Source organism: Serratia sp. 2C06 (genome assembly GCF_050037615.1).
Lineage (GTDB): Bacteria > Pseudomonadota > Gammaproteobacteria > Enterobacterales > Enterobacteriaceae > Serratia > Serratia ureilytica.
Genome location: NZ_CP188299.1, coordinates 2,169,711 through 2,186,569, shown reverse-complemented (window position 1 = coordinate 2,186,569; position 16,859 = coordinate 2,169,711). Strand labels below are relative to the sequence as shown.

The 16,859-nt window shown below is 56.9% G+C and carries 14 protein-coding genes; 6 read left to right on the top strand and 8 right to left on the bottom strand.

Annotated features, from left to right (window positions below):
- Positions 1-2: 2 nt before the first annotated feature.
- From ACP3TA_RS10790 to bolA, 8 genes are all read right to left on the bottom strand, one after another.
- Positions 3-383 (bottom strand): ComEA family DNA-binding protein, encoded by a 381-nt coding sequence (locus ACP3TA_RS10790; RefSeq protein ID WP_033642074.1) that lies wholly within the window; start codon positions 381-383, stop codon positions 3-5.
- Positions 384-521: 138 nt separating this feature from the next.
- Positions 522-2,405: a peptidylprolyl isomerase gene (ppiD, locus tag ACP3TA_RS10785; protein ID WP_046688356.1), complete on the bottom strand. Its 1,884-nt coding sequence runs from the start codon at positions 2,403-2,405 to the stop codon at positions 522-524.
- Positions 2,406-2,583: 178 nt separating this feature from the next.
- Positions 2,584-2,856, bottom strand: a complete 273-nt coding sequence (gene hupB / locus ACP3TA_RS10780) for a nucleoid-associated protein HU-beta (RefSeq protein ID WP_004940351.1) — start codon at positions 2,854-2,856, stop codon at positions 2,584-2,586.
- Between the two features lie 216 nt (positions 2,857-3,072).
- On the bottom strand, positions 3,073-5,427 hold the full coding sequence (lon, locus tag ACP3TA_RS10775) for an endopeptidase La (RefSeq protein ID WP_206196025.1): 2,355 nt from the start codon (positions 5,425-5,427) through the stop codon (positions 3,073-3,075).
- 194 nt (positions 5,428-5,621) lie between these two features.
- Complete coding sequence (clpX, locus tag ACP3TA_RS10770; protein ID WP_004940354.1) at positions 5,622-6,893, bottom strand: ATP-dependent protease ATP-binding subunit ClpX; 1,272 nt, start codon at positions 6,891-6,893, stop codon at positions 5,622-5,624.
- A 143-nt stretch (positions 6,894-7,036) separates the two neighbouring features.
- The gene (gene clpP, locus ACP3TA_RS10765; protein WP_016928858.1) at positions 7,037-7,660 is read right to left on the bottom strand and encodes an ATP-dependent Clp endopeptidase proteolytic subunit ClpP; all 624 of its coding nucleotides are present in this window, start codon (positions 7,658-7,660) and stop codon (positions 7,037-7,039) included.
- A gap of 438 nt (positions 7,661-8,098) precedes the next feature.
- Positions 8,099-9,403 (bottom strand): trigger factor, encoded by a 1,305-nt coding sequence (gene tig, locus ACP3TA_RS10760; protein ID WP_031300019.1) that lies wholly within the window; start codon positions 9,401-9,403, stop codon positions 8,099-8,101.
- A 367-nt stretch (positions 9,404-9,770) separates the two neighbouring features.
- On the bottom strand, positions 9,771-10,085 hold the full coding sequence (gene bolA / locus ACP3TA_RS10755) for a transcriptional regulator BolA (protein WP_004940361.1): 315 nt from the start codon (positions 10,083-10,085) through the stop codon (positions 9,771-9,773).
- 314 nt (positions 10,086-10,399) lie between these two features.
- On the opposite strand from bolA, the gene ACP3TA_RS10750 reads away from it, so the two are divergent.
- The 6 genes from ACP3TA_RS10750 (at position 10,400) to ACP3TA_RS10725 (ending at position 16,845) form a co-directional block, all read left to right on the top strand.
- Positions 10,400-10,978, top strand: coding sequence for a lipoprotein (locus tag ACP3TA_RS10750; RefSeq protein WP_033642071.1), 579 nt, complete (start codon positions 10,400-10,402; stop codon positions 10,976-10,978).
- A 51-nt stretch (positions 10,979-11,029) separates the two neighbouring features.
- Positions 11,030-12,508: a muropeptide MFS transporter AmpG gene (gene ampG, locus ACP3TA_RS10745; protein ID WP_033642070.1), complete on the top strand. Its 1,479-nt coding sequence runs from the start codon at positions 11,030-11,032 to the stop codon at positions 12,506-12,508.
- 440 nt (positions 12,509-12,948) lie between these two features.
- Positions 12,949-13,899, top strand: coding sequence for a cytochrome o ubiquinol oxidase subunit II (gene cyoA / locus ACP3TA_RS10740; RefSeq protein WP_206196026.1), 951 nt, complete (start codon positions 12,949-12,951; stop codon positions 13,897-13,899).
- 3 nt (positions 13,900-13,902) lie between these two features.
- On the top strand, positions 13,903-15,894 hold the full coding sequence (gene cyoB, locus ACP3TA_RS10735; RefSeq protein WP_060659870.1) for a cytochrome o ubiquinol oxidase subunit I: 1,992 nt from the start codon (positions 13,903-13,905) through the stop codon (positions 15,892-15,894).
- Positions 15,884-16,501 carry a cytochrome o ubiquinol oxidase subunit III gene (locus ACP3TA_RS10730; protein WP_060659871.1) on the top strand — a complete coding sequence of 206 codons (618 nt, stop codon included), beginning with the start codon at positions 15,884-15,886 and terminating at the stop codon, positions 16,499-16,501. Before cyoB ends, ACP3TA_RS10730 begins: the two co-directional genes overlap by 11 nt.
- Positions 16,498-16,845: a cytochrome o ubiquinol oxidase subunit IV gene (locus tag ACP3TA_RS10725; protein WP_031300021.1), complete on the top strand. Its 348-nt coding sequence runs from the start codon at positions 16,498-16,500 to the stop codon at positions 16,843-16,845. Before ACP3TA_RS10730 ends, ACP3TA_RS10725 begins: the two co-directional genes overlap by 4 nt.
- The last annotated feature ends 14 nt before the right edge of the window (positions 16,846-16,859 follow it).

Genomic DNA, 16,859 nt, shown 5'->3' with positions numbered 1-16,859 from the left:
GATCACATTTTCAGCCGAGTGCGGTTCTTCTCGAACAGCGCCGGTCCGATGCCCGGCACCTCCTGCAGTTGCTCAACCTGGGTGAATGGCCCGTTCTGTTCGCGATAGCGCACAATGCCTTCCGCCTTCTTCAGACCGACACCGCTCAAAGCCGCTGCGAGCTGTTCGGCGGTGGCCTGATTGATGCTGACCGCCGTCTCTTCGGCCGCCTTGGTCATCGCCTGTTGCCCGCCATTGCTCGTCGGGGTTGAGAGCATCGGCGCCGGCGCATCGGCTTTATCCGCCGCGGCGGCCGGCACCGCCAGGCATAACAACAGCGCGGCCAGCGCGGCTTTAACGTGATGACGGTAACCTGATAACGTTTTTTTCTCTGTATGTTGCATGCTGTATCCTCCTTGTGTGTGACAGCACGGCTACCTTGCCGCGGCGGCAGATATTCAGCAATCGGCGGATATCAGATGTGGAAAAGGCCGCGAAAGCGGCCTTTGTTTGTTGCACTGCGTTGCAGAAAAATGCGGCGATTACTGCGGCTGTTGCTCAGCGGCGCCCATTTTAATTTTGGCTTCTTTACGCAGGCTCGCCAGCAGCGAATCGAAGGAAACGCCGGTCGCGCCCTCTTCCATCTTGCCGACGAAGGTTTTCATTTCGTCTTCCGGCAGCGTGCCTGGCTTCACCGCATCGAGTGCGATCAGCACCACGTTGTCCTGGCGATCCTGCGACATGCCGTACACCGGTTTGCCGTCCTGCGGGTGCGGCAGCGCGAACACGCTCTCCACCAGCTGGCTGTCTTCCGGCGCGCGCGCCATCTTCTGCACGGCACCAAAGCTCAGGCCGGCGGCTTTCATCGCCTCGTCGCCCTTGCCCTGCTTCAGCTCAACCAGCAGCTTCTCACCCTGCAGTTTCGCTTCCTGCACCGCCTTGTTGCGCTTCACCAGATCCGCCACGCGGTCTTTTACCTGGTCGAACGGCTCGATGCCTTCCGGCTTGTGGCCGCTCACGCGCACCACGAAGGCGCGGTCGCCGTCTACGGTGATCACGTCGGAGTTACTGCCCGGCGCGCCGTTCTCGCCGATCAGCGAACCGTCGAAGATCGCCTGCACCACCGGCTTGAAGTTCAGCGCCGCAGGGATGTTGTCGCGGGTGAACCAGTCGGTTTGCGCCGCTTTCACGCCGGCTGCTTCTTCAGCCGAGGCCAGGGATTCGTTGTCGCTGGTTGCCGCTTCGCTCACCTTCTGCTGCAGCGCGTAATACGCATCTACCGCTTTCTCCTGCTTCACCTGCTTGGCGATAGCGTCATGCACTTCGCTCAGCGGCTTCAGTTTCTCTGGTTCGATGTCGTTCAAACGCACGATCAGGTAGCCGACGGAAGATTTCACCACGCCGGACAGCTGCCCTTTTTCAGTCAGGTTAGCCTGTTTCAGCTCGTCGGCGGTGGTTTCCGGCTCCAGCCAACCCAGTTCGCCGCCGGTACGGCGTGAAATGATGTCGGTGGATTTCTCTTTCGCCAGCGTGGCGAAATCGGCGCCCTTCTTCAGCTCATCCAGCGCCGCATTGGCTTCCGCCTCGGTTTTCAGCTGGATCACGCTGTAGTTTTTACGCTCCGGCTGGCCGTAGCTGCTCTTGTGCTGGTCGTAGTAAGCGCTGATGTCCTCTTCGCTCACTTTCACCTTGTCCTGCATGGACGCGGCGTCCAGCGGGATATAGCTCACCTTCACCTGCTCCGGGGCGATGAAGCTGTTCTTGTTCTGATCGTAATACGCCTTCAGTTCGTCGTCGCCGGCGCTCTGTTTCGCCTGCAGCGCCTTCAGATCGATAGTCGCCAGACGCACGTCGCGCTCCTGCAGCACCAACGCCGCCATGGCTAGTGATTCGGACGGCAGCACGAAGCCGGATTCGCCGAAGGCCTGGATCAGCTGCTGATTGACCAGCTGCTGACGCATCGACTGCGCGAAGTTGTCGGCGGTGTAGCCCATACGGCCGATCAGGTCGAGGTACTTGGCGTTATCGAACTGGCCGTTGGTTTGGAAATAAGGCGCCTTGCGGATGGCGTCCTTGATCTGATCGTCGCTGACCGCCAGGCCCAGCTTCTTGGCGTATTGGTCGAGCAGCATGTTGTCGATCAACTGGGACAACACCTGACGGCGCATCTGCTGCATGTAGCCTTCGTTGCCGGCCAGCGCAGAGAACTGGTCACCCAGCTGCTGCTGCATGCGGCTACGCTCGCTTTGGAAAGCCTGTTCCAGCTGAGCGCGTTCGATCGTCTGACCATTTACTTTCGCAGCATAATCGCCGGAGCCGCCGATCAGGTAGTTACCCACCCCGGTCAGGACGAATGACAGGATTATCAGGGCCAGGATGATTTTGAGCACGACGTGATTGGCAGCCGCGCGTAAATTGTCCATCATAGTGTGACAACACTCCGCTGTGATGTGGATTAACAACCCTTGTGCAGGCGCGTTCCCTGCGACAAAAATAAAAAAAGCGCATCAGTCCGATGCGCCTTGTATCTTACCTTACCAGCACCGCTGCGTCAGGTGATTGTTTATTACAAAACCCTGTTACGCTAAACGGTTAGACGCCAAATCAGTTTACAGCGTCTTTCAGCGCTTTCCCTGCACGGAAGGCCGGCACTTTGGCTGCCGCGATCTTGATTTCTTTACCGGTTTGCGGGTTACGGCCGGTACGAGCCGAACGTTCACGCACGGTGAAGGAACCGAAACCAACCAGAGCCACGTCATCCCCAGCTTTCAGAGAGTCGGTAACGGAAGCGATTACTGCGTCTAAAGCACGTCCAGCTGCCGCTTTGGAAATATCAGCACCTGCGGCAATCTTGTCGATCAGTTGTGACTTATTCACTCTATCATCCCCTCTAGAATTCTATCGTCGCACCGAAAAATCCCTACGGTTGCGACAGCGCAGCTGTTATATCAATCCCATCGAACCTTGGCAAGCCACCGACTGCGTGGCAAAACGTGGGCCGACAGAGATCTAACTTAGCGGTACAAAAAAATACTGGCAAGTCCGAAATGGCTTGCCAGTATAAGTTTTATCAATGGTTTTTGCGATTCGTCACTATTTTGCCGCTACCGGCAGTGCGCCGAAGGCCGGGTTTTGCAACGCAATGTTCAAAACTTCATCGATTCGCTGCACCGGATGAATCTCCAGATCGGCGATGACATTATCCGGGATCTCTTCCAGATCGCGCTTGTTCTCGTAAGGGATCAGCACGGTTTTGATGCCGCCGCGATGCGCCGCCAGCAGCTTCTCTTTCAGGCCGCCGATCGGCAACACCTGGCCGCGCAGCGTGATCTCGCCGGTCATCGCCACATCGGCGCGTACCGGGTTGCCGGTCAGGCAGGAGACCAGCGCGGTGCACATCGCGATACCGGCGCTCGGGCCGTCTTTCGGCGTCGCCCCTTCCGGCACGTGCACGTGGATGTCGCGTTTCTCGTAGAAATCGGCGTTGATGCCCAACTTCTCCGCGCGCGCGCGCACCACGGTCAGCGCTGCCTGAATCGATTCCTGCATCACTTCACCCAGAGAACCGGTGTAGGTCAGCTTGCCTTTGCCCGGCACGCAGGCGGTTTCGATGGTCAGCAGATCGCCGCCCACTTCCGTCCACGCCAGCCCGGTGACTTCGCCCACGCGGTTTTCGGTATCCGCACGGCCGTAATCGACGCGCTGCACGCCCAGGTAATCTTTCAGGTTGTCGCCGTTGATCTCGATATGCTTGCGCTTTTTGTCCATCAGCAGCGTTTTCACCGCTTTACGGCACAGCTTGGAGATTTCACGCTCCAGGCTGCGCACCCCGGCTTCGCGGGTGTAGAAGCGAATGATACCGATGATGGCGCTGTCGTCGACCGTCAGCTCGCCTTTTTTCAGCGCGTTGCGCTCAAGCTGCTTCGGCAGCAGGTGCTGCTTGGCGATGTTAAGCTTCTCGTCCTCGGTGTAACCCGACAGGCGGATCACTTCCATACGGTCCAGCAGCGGCGCAGGGATGTTCATCGAGTTTGAGGTGGCGACGAACATCACGTCGGACAGATCGTAATCGACTTCCAGGTAGTGGTCGTTGAACGCCACGTTCTGTTCCGGATCCAGCACCTCCAGCAGAGCGGAGGCCGGATCGCCGCGCATGTCGGACGACATCTTGTCGATCTCATCCAGCAGGAACAGCGGATTCCTCACCCCAACCTTGGCCATTTTCTGGATCAGTTTGCCCGGCATCGAACCGATATAGGTACGGCGGTGACCGCGGATTTCCGCTTCGTCACGCACGCCGCCCAACGCCATGCGCACGTACTGGCGCCCGGTCGCTTTGGCGATCGACTGCCCCAGCGAGGTTTTACCTACGCCCGGCGGCCCTACCAGACACAGGATCGGCCCTTTGATTTTGCTGACGCGGCTCTGTACCGCGAGGTACTCGAGGATGCGATCCTTGACGCGCTCCAGGCCGTAGTGATCGGTATCGAGCACTTCCTGCGCCTTGACCAGGTCTTTTTTCACCTTGCTGCGCGCGTTCCACGGCACCTGCAACATCCAGTCGATGTAGCCGCGCACCACGGTCGCTTCCGCTGACATCGGCGACATCATCTTCAGCTTCTGCAGTTCCGCTTCGGTTTTCTCGCGCGCCTCTTTCGGCATTTTCGCCGCATCGATCTTGCGCTTCAGCGCTTCGTGCTCGTCCGGCGCGTCGTCCATCTCGCCCAGTTCTTTCTGAATCGCCTTCATCTGCTCATTCAGATAGTACTCGCGCTGGCTCTTCTCCATCTGCTTCTTGACGCGGTTGCGGATGCGTTTCTCAACCTGCAGCAGGTCGATCTCCGACTCCATCATCGCCATCAGGTATTCCAGACGCTCGGTGATGTCGGACATCTCGAGCACCGACTGTTTGTCGCTGAGTTTCAGCGGCATGTGGGCGGCGATGGTGTCCGCCAGGCGCGCGGCGTCGTCGATGCTGTTCAGTGACGTCAGCACCTCCGGCGGGATTTTTTTGTTCAGTTTGATATAGCCTTCAAACTGATTGATCGCGGTGCGCACCAGCACTTCTTGCTCGCGCTCGTCGATAGCCGGCGATTCAAGGTATTCCGCCTGCGCGGCAAAATGCTCACCGCTGTCGGACAGCGTAGTGATGCGTGCGCGCTGCAGCCCCTCGACCAGCACTTTTACCGTGCCGTCCGGCAGCTTCAGCATCTGCAGGATCGACGCTACGGTGCCAACCGAGAACAAGTCGTTAATGCCAGGTTCATCCGTTGAGGCCTCTTTCTGTGCCACCAGCATGATCTTCTTATCGTGATCCATTGCGGCTTCGAGGCACCGAATCGATTTTTCCCGGCCAACAAATAACGGGATCACCATGTGCGGATAAACCACCACGTCGCGCAATGGCAAAACGGGGATTTCAATGCGTTCGGAACGCTCAGGGTTCATAGAGCTCTCTCTTAGTTTAATTTCCGCCAGGTTGAGGGGGAATCTCATGAGACGCAAGCATCTAACGTTTCATAAAATCTGGTTAATGAGTATATGGGGATGAATCTCTTACATTCAACGGCAAGAATGCAGGAAAAAGAAATGGGGGATGAAATCCCCCATTTTGCTGATAACGCGCTGGTTTAACTGGCTAATTATTCGCCAGATGCCTGGGCTTCCGGCTTGCCGTAAATCAGCAGCGGTTTGGATTGACCGGCGATCACCGACTCGTCGATCACCACTTTATCCACGCTGTCCATCGACGGCAGATCGTACATGGTATCGAGCAGCGCGCCTTCCACGATGGAACGCAGGCCGCGGGCGCCGGTTTTGCGCGCCATGGCTTTCTTGGCGATGGCGTTCAGCGCTTCGTCACGGAACTCCAGCTCCACGCCTTCCAGGTTGAACAGCGCCTGATACTGCTTGGTCAGAGCGTTCTTCGGCTCTTTCAGGATCTGAATAAGCGCGTCTTCGCTCAGCTCGCTCAGGGTCGCCACCACCGGCAGACGGCCGATGAACTCAGGGATCAGACCGAACTTGATCAGGTCTTCCGGTTCGGCCTGCAGCAACAGTTCGCCTTCAGTGGCCTTCTCGGACTCGCCCTTGACGGTCGCGCCGAAGCCGATGCCGGAGCCGGTGTTGACGCGCTGACCGATCACCTTATCCAGGCCGGCAAATGCGCCGCCGCAGATAAACAGGATCTTGGAGGTATCGACCTGCAGGAACTCCTGCTGCGGATGCTTGCGCCCACCCTGCGGCGGAACCGCGGCGATGGTGCCTTCAATCAGCTTCAGCAGCGCCTGCTGCACGCCTTCACCCGAAACGTCACGCGTGATAGACGGGTTGTCGGACTTGCGGGAAATCTTATCGATTTCATCGATATAAACGATGCCGCGCTGCGCTTTCTGCACGTCATAGTCACATTTTTGCAACAGCTTCTGGATAATATTTTCCACGTCCTCGCCCACGTAACCGGCTTCGGTCAGCGTGGTGGCGTCGGCCATGGTGAACGGCACGTCCAGGAAGCGCGCCAGCGTTTCCGCCAGCAGAGTCTTGCCGCTACCGGTTGGGCCAATCAGCAAGATGTTGCTCTTGCCCAACTCGATACCGTTGCTGGTATCGCCGTTGCGCAGGCGTTTGTAGTGGTTGTACACCGCAACCGCCAGCACTTTCTTCGCCTGCTCCTGACCGATGACATAGTCATCCAGGTGGTGGCGGATTTCGTGCGGCGTCGGCAGCGCACTGCGCTCACGATGCGGGGCAACTTCTTTAATCTCTTCGCGAATAATGTCGTTACACAGATCGACACATTCATCGCAGATATACACTGACGGCCCGGCAATCAGCTTACGCACTTCATGCTGGCTTTTGCCGCAAAAAGAGCAGTACAGCAGCTTTCCTGAACCGTCTTTGCGCTTATCTGTCATCAGTCAAACCTCTTCTTTAGTCTTGTCCCGCAGGAAAATCACGGCGGCAGTGCGCCCAAACTCATATCGGGAACGCCGGGGGGCTACAACAGAGCGAGCCCCTGCCCACTCTGATTACTATAGTCCATCGGCGCCGCGTGGTTCTAGCTGCGGTGTGTCAGAATGCCGTCAACCAGGCCGTATTCCACGGCTTCTTCCGCGGTCATAAAGCGATCGCGCTCGGTATCGCGCTCGATCTGCTCCAGCGGCTGGCCGGTATGCTCGGCCATCAGTTCATTCATGCGCGCTTTCACCTTGAGGATTTCACGCGCGTGGATTTCGATGTCCGTCGCTTGGCCCTGGTAGCCGCCCAGCGGCTGGTGAATCATCACGCGCGAGTTCGGCAGGCAGAAACGTTTGCCTTTGGCGCCCGCGGTCAGCAGGAAGGAGCCCATCGAGCACGCCTGCCCCATACAGATGGTGCTGACGTCCGGCTTGATGAACTTCATGGTGTCGTAAATCGACATGCCCGCGGTGATCACCCCGCCCGGCGAGTTGATGTAGAGGAAAATGTCTTTTTCCGGGCTTTCCGCTTCGAGGAACAGCATTTGCGCCACGATCAGGTTGGCCATGTGATCTTCCACCTGGCCGGTCAGGAAAATGATGCGCTCTTTCAGCAGGCGGGAATAGATGTCGTAAGAACGCTCCCCGCGTGAAGTCTGCTCTACCACCATCGGCACCAGCGCCATGTTCGGTGCAAATTGATCTCGTTCGCCACTGTATGACATTACCGTCTCCTAATAGAAATTGCCTTGGCGGCCAGGGTGTCACCCTAATACGCCGATTCTACTTGAGAACGGCCATGATGACTATGCTCAAGCATTCGACCCGCGCCACACGTACCCGACGGTTATTTCATCCCGCGCACTTTGGCAAACAGCCCCAGAATTATTATTTACAGATTGGGGGAGCCCGGCGCGATTTCAAGCCCAGAGGCCGATTTTCTCCGCGCGCCGGAAACGATGCCGTTATTCTGACCGTTATCATGCCAGCCAGTTCCCCAGGCAACAGGGTAAATATAGTGCATATTGCCCCGCTTAACCTGAGATTAATCAGCAACGTGGCAAAAAGAAAAGCCCGCAACCTGAGGTTGCGGGCTTTTTCATCGTGCGCCGGTTCGCCAGGCGAAACCGGGGGCGCCGTTCATCGCGCCCGGCACGCAGGCATTACGCCTGTTGAGTTTGGTTCATCAGCTCGCTGAAGGTAGTGGCTTTTTCAGTCACTTTCGCTTTTGCCAGCAGGGCTTCAACCGCTTGCTCTTCCAGAGCCACGTTGCGCATGTTGTTCATCAGCTCTTTGTTTTTGCTGTAGAACTCAATGACTTCGCTCGGATCTTCGTAGGCGGAGGCCATTTCTTCGATCAGCGTCTTCACGCGGTCTTCGTCAGCTTTCAGATCGTTGGTGCTGATCACTTCGCCCAGCAGCAGGCCAACCACTACGCGGCGTTTGGCTTGCTCTTCGAACAGCTCGCGTGGCAGTTCCAGCGCTTGCTTCTCGTTGCCGCCGAAACGCTGTGCAGCCTGACGACGCAGCACGTCGATTTCGCCGTCGATCAGCGCAGCAGGCACGTCGATTTCGTTCGCACTCACCAGGCCTTCGATCGCCTGAGACTTGATGCGGTTACGCACGGCGCCTTTCAGCTCGCGCTCCATGTTCTTGCGAACTTCGGTGCGCAGACCGGCAACGGAACCGTCCGCCACGCCGAAACGCTTGATGAACTCTTCGGTCAGTTCAGGCAGCTCGCGCTCTTCAACTTTCTTCAGCACGATAGCGAATTTGGCCGCTTTGCCCTTCAGGTTTTCCGCGTGGTAGTCTTCCGGGAAGTTCACGTCGATGGAGAACTCTTCGCCCGCTTTGTGACCGACCAGACCTTCTTCGAAGCCTGGGATCATGCGGCCCTGGCCCATTGCCAGCACGAAGTCGGACGCTTTGCCGCCTTCGAACTCTTCACCGTCGATAGAACCGGTGAAGTCAACGGTCACGCGATCTTCAGCTTCCGCCGCGCGATCGGTTTCTTTCCAGGTCGCCTGCTGCTTGCGCAGAGTGTCCAGCATCGCGTCGACGTCTTCGTCGTTCACTTCCACTACTGGTTTTTCAACTTCGATGTTTTCCAGGCCTTTCAGCTCAACTTCTGGATACACTTCGAATTCAACGGCGAAAGTGAAGTCTTCACCTTCTTTGTACTCGCCCGGCACGTAGTTTGGTGCGCCGGCCGGATTAATCTTTTCTTTGATGATCGCGTCAACGAAGCTGCGCTGCATCGCTTCGCCCAGCACGTCCTGACGAACAGAGGCGCCGTAACGCTGTTCCACGATGTTCATCGGCACTTTGCCTTTGCGGAAGCCGTCGATACGCACGCTTTTCGCTGCGTTGATCAGCTCTTTCTTCACCGCCTGCTTGATAGTATCAGCCGGTACAGTAATAGAGAGACGGCGCCCAAGGCCTTGAGTGGTTTCTACTGAAACTTGCATCTTGTTACCTCAAAAAAATCACAGTGCTCGGTCAACTCCGTTCCAAGAACCAGGACGGCTACAAATAAGAACCGAGTTCCCTGATGACAGAAGCGTCCCGAAACCATTCCGGAAAAATAAGACGCGACATTATAGCGGCGCATGCATGGCGAGTCGAGGAAAGCTAGGCGGCGCAGGCGCGCTAAAAATCACACTTTTGTCGATTCGATCGCCAAAAGGCCGCCAAAACAGACCGAACGTTGGCCATATTGCGCATCGGCCGTGTCGTCGTCAAAAACAGAAACGGCCCGCAGGCCGTTTCAAAATTCGTCAGTAGTAATACCCTAATTCGAGGGCAAAGTTCCACTGATACCTGAAAATTTCCCCCTCAGGCCAGCGTCCCGGCGCCGCGGCACGGCGGCGAGGCCGGCACGGTATCCTGCAACCCTTCCCACTCTTTGAGCGTATAGGTGTGCAGCGCCAGCGCGTGTACGCCATCGGCCAACTCTTCCGACAATACCCCGTAGATGGAGCGGTGACGCGTCAAAAACCGTTCGCCGACGAAGCGATCGCTGACCAATACCACTTTGAAATGACTTTCTGAACCCGCCGGAACGTTATGACGATAGCTTTCATCAACGACTTCCAGATACGCGGGCTCAAACGCCGCCCTTAACTTTGCTTCTATTTGCTCGCGAATCATAGGATCTCCTTACAACACCGGCAGAGGACCGTGCCCATCTAGTTCAATATTAGCCGGTTTTCCCCCGTTTAGACCATCGCCTGGACAAATTTCTCTTTTCTGCGGTCAGAGGATGAGCGTCATCCCCGCCGCTTGGGGGATTATCCGATTGAGCGGGCCAAAAAAGCGTGTTTTTATCAACGGCAGGTAAAAATTTGTCACTCAGGCGCCTTCCGCGCTTCCACCGCACGGCGGCGATGCTATGATGTCGGCAATTCGTTGTCGGCTATCCCGCTCTGATTATTGCTAAATCCATCGAGAATGAGACAGAAAACATGTTAAAGAAACTTTGTCTTCCTTTGCTGACCGCCCTGCTGCTGGCCGGCTGCGCGACCAGCAGCAACACCCTGAACGTCACGCCGAAAATCGTTCTGCCGCAGCAGGATCCGACCCTGCAGGGCATCACCATCAGCATCAACGGCGCGGATCAGCGCACCGATCAGGCGCTGGCCAAGGTGAACCGCGACGGCCAACTGGTCACGCTGACGCCGTCGCGCGATCTGCGTTTCCTGCTGCAGGAAGTGCTGGAGAAACAAATGGGCGCCCGCGGTTACATGATTGGCGCCGACGGCCCGGTCGCGCTGCAGGTGGTCGTCAATAATCTGTACGCGGACGTATCCGAAGGCAACCTGCGCTACAACATCACCACCAAAGCCGACATCTCGATCATCGCCCAGGCGAAGAACGGCAACAAGCAGGTGAAAAACTACCGCTCGACCTATAACGTGCAGGGCGCCTTCACGGCGACCAACGACAAGATCACCGACGCCGTCAACTCCGTGCTGGGCGACGTGATCGCCGACATGGCGCAGGACACCAGCGTCAACGACTTTATCAAGCAAAACGCGCGCTAATCGGCGCGCCTGGCGCCGCCCGGCGGATCGGGCGGCGCAGACAGGGAACTCATGTCGAAACACTATCTGAACATCTTCACCCAGCGTAACTCCGCCATTCTGCTGCTGCTGGGCTTCGCGTCGGGTCTGCCGCTGGCACTGACCTCCGGCACGCTGCAAGCCTGGATGACCGTCGAAAACATCGATCTGAAAACCATCGGCATCTTCTCGCTGGTGGGCCAGGCCTACGTCTTCAAATTCCTCTGGTCGCCCTTCATGGATCGCTATACCCCGCCGTTCCTCGGGCGGCGGCGCGGTTGGCTGCTGATCAGCCAGCTGCTGCTGGTGGCGGCGATCGTGGCGATGGGCTTTATGCAACCCGCGCAGCACCTGTGGTGGCTGGCGGCGTTGGCGGTGCTGGTGGCGTTCTGCTCCGCCTCGCAAGATATCGTGTTCGACGCCTATAAAACCGACCTGCTGAAAGCCGAAGAACGCGGCGCGGGCGCGGCGATATCGGTGCTGGGTTATCGGCTGGCGATGCTGGTTTCCGGCGGCCTGGCGCTGTGGCTGGCGGATCGCTATTTCGGCTGGCAAGCCACCTACTGGCTGATGGCCGGATTGATGCTGATCGGCGTGGCTGCCACGCTGATGGCGCCGGAACCGGATGAAAGCATCCCGGCGCCGCGCACCATGGAACAGGCGGTCGTCGCGCCGCTGCGCGATTTCTTCGGCCGCAACAACGCCTGGCTGATCCTGCTGCTGATCGTGATGTACAAAATGGGCGACGCCTTCGCCGGCAGCCTGAGCACCACCTTCCTGATCCGCGGCGTGGGATTCGACGCCGGCGAAGTGGGGCTGGTGAACAAAACCCTCGGGCTGTTCGCCACCATCGTCGGCGCTCTGTTCGGCGGCGTGCTGATGCAGCGTCTCACCCTGTTCCGCGCCCTGATGCTGTTCGGCGTCCTGCAGGCGGTCTCCAATCTCGGCTATTGGATTCTGGCGGTGACCGACAAGAACCTGCTCACCATGGGCAGCGCCATCTTCCTTGAAAACCTGTGCGGCGGCATGGGCACCGCGGCCTTCGTCGCGCTGCTGATGACGCTGTGCAACCGTTCGTTCTCCGCCACCCAGTTCGCGCTGCTGTCGGCGCTGTCCGCCGTGGGCCGCGTTTATGTCGGGCCGATCGCCGGCTGGTTCGTCGAAGCCCATGGTTGGCCGCTGTTCTATCTGTTTTCGATCGCCGCCGCGCTGCCGGGCTTGCTGTTGCTCGGCGTCTGCCGCCAGACGCTGGAACACACCCAGCAGCATGGCGACTTTATGCCGCGCACCGCGTTTACCCAGGCTTACCGCTGGGCGCTGCGCCTGCTGACGCTGGGCTGCTCGCTGCTGGGGCTGTGGTTGCTGCTGCTGATCGCCAATGCGCTCGACTGGACGCAGGCGCCGCTGTTGGCCGACCGGTTGCTGCAGATCGGCGCCGCATTGAGCCTGCTCGGCGTCGCGATGGGCAGCATGCTGGATTATCTGGCGCTGCGCCGCGCTCGTTTGGCGTAACCCGACCGGCCGGCGATTTTGCCGGCCGAAAAAAAAGCGATCCGGGGGTGTATTTATTTCGTTAAAAAAAGATAATCAGCGAGAAAATTATTTTTTTATCCGACTGCGGCGCTCGGAAATAAAATTAAATTCACCTTTAAGACACAATTATTTTACATTAAATAAACCTTTTCTGCGTATTTCCCCGCCGCGCATTTCTTCGCCAGATTCATCATACCTTTAGTTTTCCTTAACATACGGACTGCTCGTCACGATTCAGCGTGCCAACGCGTTGTTGTCATTGGTAAATTGTCACGCAGGGTTACATCTGTGACCCCCTTAACAGAAAGTGTCAACAAGCCGCTGACACTCCCTTAAGCATGTTTACAGTACTGCAACCTTCCCGTAAAATGCCCGCACACATGAAACGACAATTGAGCCTTTGTTATTGAGGTCGTTAGATGAGACTTAAGAAATACAATAAAAGTATTGGGATGCTGTCATTAATTGCAGGCACTGTATTGCTCAGTGGCTGCGATATGGTTTTGATGAATCCCAAAGGAGCAATTGGTGTTGAGCAACGGACACTGATTATCACTGCAATCGCGTTGATGTTGATCGTGGTGGTGCCAGTTATCTTCATGGCGTTCGCCTTTGCCTGGAAGTATCGCGCTTCCAACAAAGACGCCAAGTACAGTCCGAACTGGGCCCACTCCAACAAGATCGAAGCGGTCGTCTGGACCATTCCTATCATTATCATCGCCATCCTTGGCACCATTACCTGGAAGACTACCCACGAACTCGATCCGTTCAAGCCGATTGTCACCGACAAGAAGCCGATGACGATCGAAGTGGTGTCGCTCGACTGGAAATGGCTGTTCATCTATCCGGAACAAGGCATTGCGACCGTTAATGAGCTGGCTTTCCCGAAAGATGTTCCAGTCGAATTCAAGATCACCTCTAACTCGGTAATGAACTCGTTCTTTATCCCGCAGTTGGGTGGACAGATTTATGCGATGGCCGGCATGCAGACCAAACTGCACCTGATCGGCAACGAAGCCGGTGCCTACAAGGGCATCTCCAGCAGCTACAGCGGCGCAGGCTTCTCCGGTATGAAATTCACCGCGATCGTTACCCCGACCGAAGGCGACTTCGATCAGTGGGTGGCCAAGGTGAAGGCATCGCCTAAAAACCTGAACACCACCGACGACTTTAACAAACTGGCAGAGCCGAGTGAAAACAACCCGGTCGAGTACTTTGCCGCTGTCAAACCGAATTTGTTCAAAGAAACAATTGCCAAATTCATGGGCGACATGGATATGCACAAGGGCGCTGGCGCGCACGAAGGCATGGACATGAGCCAAGGTATGGACATGGGTGAACATACTGCTCACGCCGGAGCCGAGGAATAACTGATGTTGGGAAAATTAACACTTGATGCGGTTCCGTACCACGAACCGATCATCATGGTCACCGTAGCCGCAATTATCGTCGGGGGCCTGGCAGTGCTGGCGCTGCTGACCTATTTCGGCAAATGGAAGTGGCTGTGGAGCGAATGGCTGACTTCGGTCGACCATAAAAAAATTGGTATCATGTATATCGTCGTGGCGATGGTCATGCTGCTGCGCGGCTTCGCCGACGCCATCATGATGCGTAGCCAGCAGGCGTTGGCGTCCGCCGGCGAAGCCGGATTCCTGCCGCCGCACCACTACGACCAGATCTTCACCGCGCACGGCGTCATCATGATCTTCTTCATGGCGATGCCTTTCGTGGTCGGCCTGATGAACGTCGTGGTGCCGCTGCAAATCGGCGCGCGCGACGTCGCCTTCCCGTTCCTGAACTCCTTGAGCTTCTGGTTCTTCGTGGTGGGCGTTGTGCTGATCAACATCTCCCTGGGGGTCGGTGAATTCGCTCAGACCGGTTGGCTGGCGTATCCGCCGCTGTCGGGTAAAGAGTACAGTCCTGGCGTCGGGGTCGATTACTGGATCTGGAGTCTGCAGATTTCCGGTCTGGGTACCCTGCTGACCGGCGTGAACTTCTTCGCCACCATTCTGAAGATGCGTGCCCCTGGCATGCCTATGATGAAGATGCCGGTGTTCACCTGGGCGGCGCTGTGTACCAACGTCCTGATCATCGTTTCTTTCCCAATTCTGACCGTCACCATCGCGCTGCTGACCCTGGATCGCTATCTGGGCACCCATTTCTTCACCAATGATATGGGCGGCAACATGATGATGTACATCAACCTGATTTGGGCCTGGGGTCACCCAGAGGTGTACATTCTGGTTCTGCCGGTGTTCGGCGTGTTCTCCGAAGTCACCGCAACCTTCTCCAGAAAACGCCTGTTCGGCTATACCTCACTGGTATGGGCAACCATCGCGATCACCGTTCTGTCGTTCATCGTATGGCTGCACCACTTCTTCACCATGGGGTCCGGCGCGAACGTTAACGCCTTCTTCGGTATCGCCACCATGATCATTTCCATCCCGACCGGGGTGAAAATCTTCAACTGGCTGTTCACCATGTATCAGGGCCGCATCAAGCTCAACTCCGCAATGCTGTGGACCGTTGGCTTCATCATCACCTTCTCCGTGGGTGGTATGACCGGCGTTCTGCTGGCGGTGCCGGGCGCGAACTTCGTGCTGCACAACAGCCTGTTCCTGATCGCGCACTTCCACAACGTCATCATCGGCGGCGTGGTGTTCGGTTGCTTCGCGGGCCTGACCTACTGGTTCCCGAAATCCTTCGGCTTCACGCTGAACGAAAAATGGGGCATCCGCGCGTTCTGGTTCTGGATCATCGGCTTCTTCACCGCCTTCATGCCGCTGTACGCATTGGGCTTTATGGGCATGACCCGTCGTATCAGCCAGAACATCAACCCTGAGTTCCACCCTCTGCTGCTGGTTGCAGCCGGCGGTGCGGCGCTGATCGCCTGCGGCATCTTGTGCCAGCTGACCCAGATCTTCGTCAGTATCCGTGACCGCGAACAGAACCGCGATCTGACCGGTGACCCATGGGGCGCTCGTACTCTGGAGTGGTCAACGTCTTCTCCACCGCCGTTCTATAACTTTGCCGTAGTGCCGCAGATTCATGACCGTGATGAATTCTGGGACATGAAAGAAAAAGGCGAAGCCTATAAGAAACCGGCTAAGTACGAACCGATTCATATGCCTAAGAACACCGGCGCCGGCGTTATCATCGCCTTCTTCAGCCTGGTATTCGGTTTCGCAATGATTTGGGAAATCTGGTGGATGGCTCTGGCCGGCTTCATCGGTATGATCGTCGTCTGGATCGGCAAGAGCTTCGATAACGATGTTGACTACTATGTGCAGGTTGATGAAATCGAGCGCATTGAGAACCAACACTACGAACAAATCCGTAAAGCAGGCGTGAACCATGTCAACTGATACTCTGACCAATCATAACGCAGCCCATGCAGAGCATGGGCACCACGACGCGGGTGGGACCAAGGTCTTCGGATTCTGGATCTACCTGATGAGCGACTGTATTTTGTTTGCGAGCTTGTTCGCGACTTATGCAGTCCTGGTGAACGGGACCGCCGGCGGCCCTGCAGGCAAAAACATTTTCGAACTGGACTTCGTCCTGGTTGAAACCTTCCTGCTGCTGTTCAGCTCCATCACCTACGGCATGGCGATGATCGCCATGAACAAGGGTAAAGTTGGCGGTGTAAACACCTGGCTGTTCCTGACCTTCCTGTTCGGTCTGGGCTTTGTTGGAATGGAAGTTTTTGAATTCCACAAACTGATCACCGAAGGCTTCGGTCCGGATCGCAGCGCGTTCCTGTCCAGCTTCTTCGCGCTGGTCGGCACCCACGGTCTGCACGTAACTTCCGGCCTGGTTTGGATCATCGTGATGATGATTCAGGTGAGCAAGTTCGGCCTGACCGCGACCAACAAAACCCGCCTGATGTGCCTGAGCCTGTTCTGGCACTTCCTGGACGTGGTCTGGATCTGCGTATTTACCGTTGTCTACCTGCTGGGGGCTATGTCATGAGTCATTCATCCCATGAAACCTCTCACGGCGGCGCAAGCCACGGCAGCGTGAAGTCATACCTGATCGGCTTTATCCTGTCGATCATCCTGACGGTAATTCCATTTGCGATGGTAATGTACGGGAACGATGGCAGCATCTCCCACTCCACCATCCTGGCGGTTGTTGTCGGTATGGCGGTTATCCAGGTGATTGTTCACCTGGTTTACTTCCTGCACATGAACACCTCATCGGAAGAGCGCTGGAACCTGGTGGCATTGCTGTTCACCGCTATGATCATCGGTATCGTTGTTGTAGGTTCACTCTGGATTATGTACAACCTCAACATCAATATGATGGTCGATTAAGAGCTGAGCTGCAC

What these genes read in the sequence shown, in the direction of transcription:
- ACP3TA_RS10790 (WP_033642074.1), bottom strand. Translation starts at nt 383, where the DNA reads ATGCAACATACAGAGAAAAAAACGTTATCAGGTTACCGTCATCACGTT.
- ppiD (WP_046688356.1), bottom strand. Translation starts at nt 2,405, where the DNA reads ATGATGGACAATTTACGCGCGGCTGCCAATCACGTCGTGCTCAAAATC.
- lon (WP_206196025.1), bottom strand. Translation starts at nt 5,427, where the DNA reads ATGAACCCTGAGCGTTCCGAACGCATTGAAATCCCCGTTTTGCCATTG.
- clpX (WP_004940354.1), bottom strand. Translation starts at nt 6,893, where the DNA reads ATGACAGATAAGCGCAAAGACGGTTCAGGAAAGCTGCTGTACTGCTCT.
- clpP (WP_016928858.1), bottom strand. Translation starts at nt 7,660, where the DNA reads ATGTCATACAGTGGCGAACGAGATCAATTTGCACCGAACATGGCGCTG.
- tig (WP_031300019.1), bottom strand. Translation starts at nt 9,403, where the DNA reads ATGCAAGTTTCAGTAGAAACCACTCAAGGCCTTGGGCGCCGTCTCTCT.
- bolA (WP_004940361.1), bottom strand. Translation starts at nt 10,085, where the DNA reads ATGATTCGCGAGCAAATAGAAGCAAAGTTAAGGGCGGCGTTTGAGCCC.
- ACP3TA_RS10750 (WP_033642071.1), top strand. Translation starts at nt 10,400, where the DNA reads ATGTTAAAGAAACTTTGTCTTCCTTTGCTGACCGCCCTGCTGCTGGCC.
- ampG (WP_033642070.1), top strand. Translation starts at nt 11,030, where the DNA reads ATGTCGAAACACTATCTGAACATCTTCACCCAGCGTAACTCCGCCATT.
- cyoA (WP_206196026.1), top strand. Translation starts at nt 12,949, where the DNA reads ATGAGACTTAAGAAATACAATAAAAGTATTGGGATGCTGTCATTAATT.
- cyoB (WP_060659870.1), top strand. Translation starts at nt 13,903, where the DNA reads ATGTTGGGAAAATTAACACTTGATGCGGTTCCGTACCACGAACCGATC.
- ACP3TA_RS10730 (WP_060659871.1), top strand. Translation starts at nt 15,884, where the DNA reads ATGTCAACTGATACTCTGACCAATCATAACGCAGCCCATGCAGAGCAT.
- ACP3TA_RS10725 (WP_031300021.1), top strand. Translation starts at nt 16,498, where the DNA reads ATGAGTCATTCATCCCATGAAACCTCTCACGGCGGCGCAAGCCACGGC.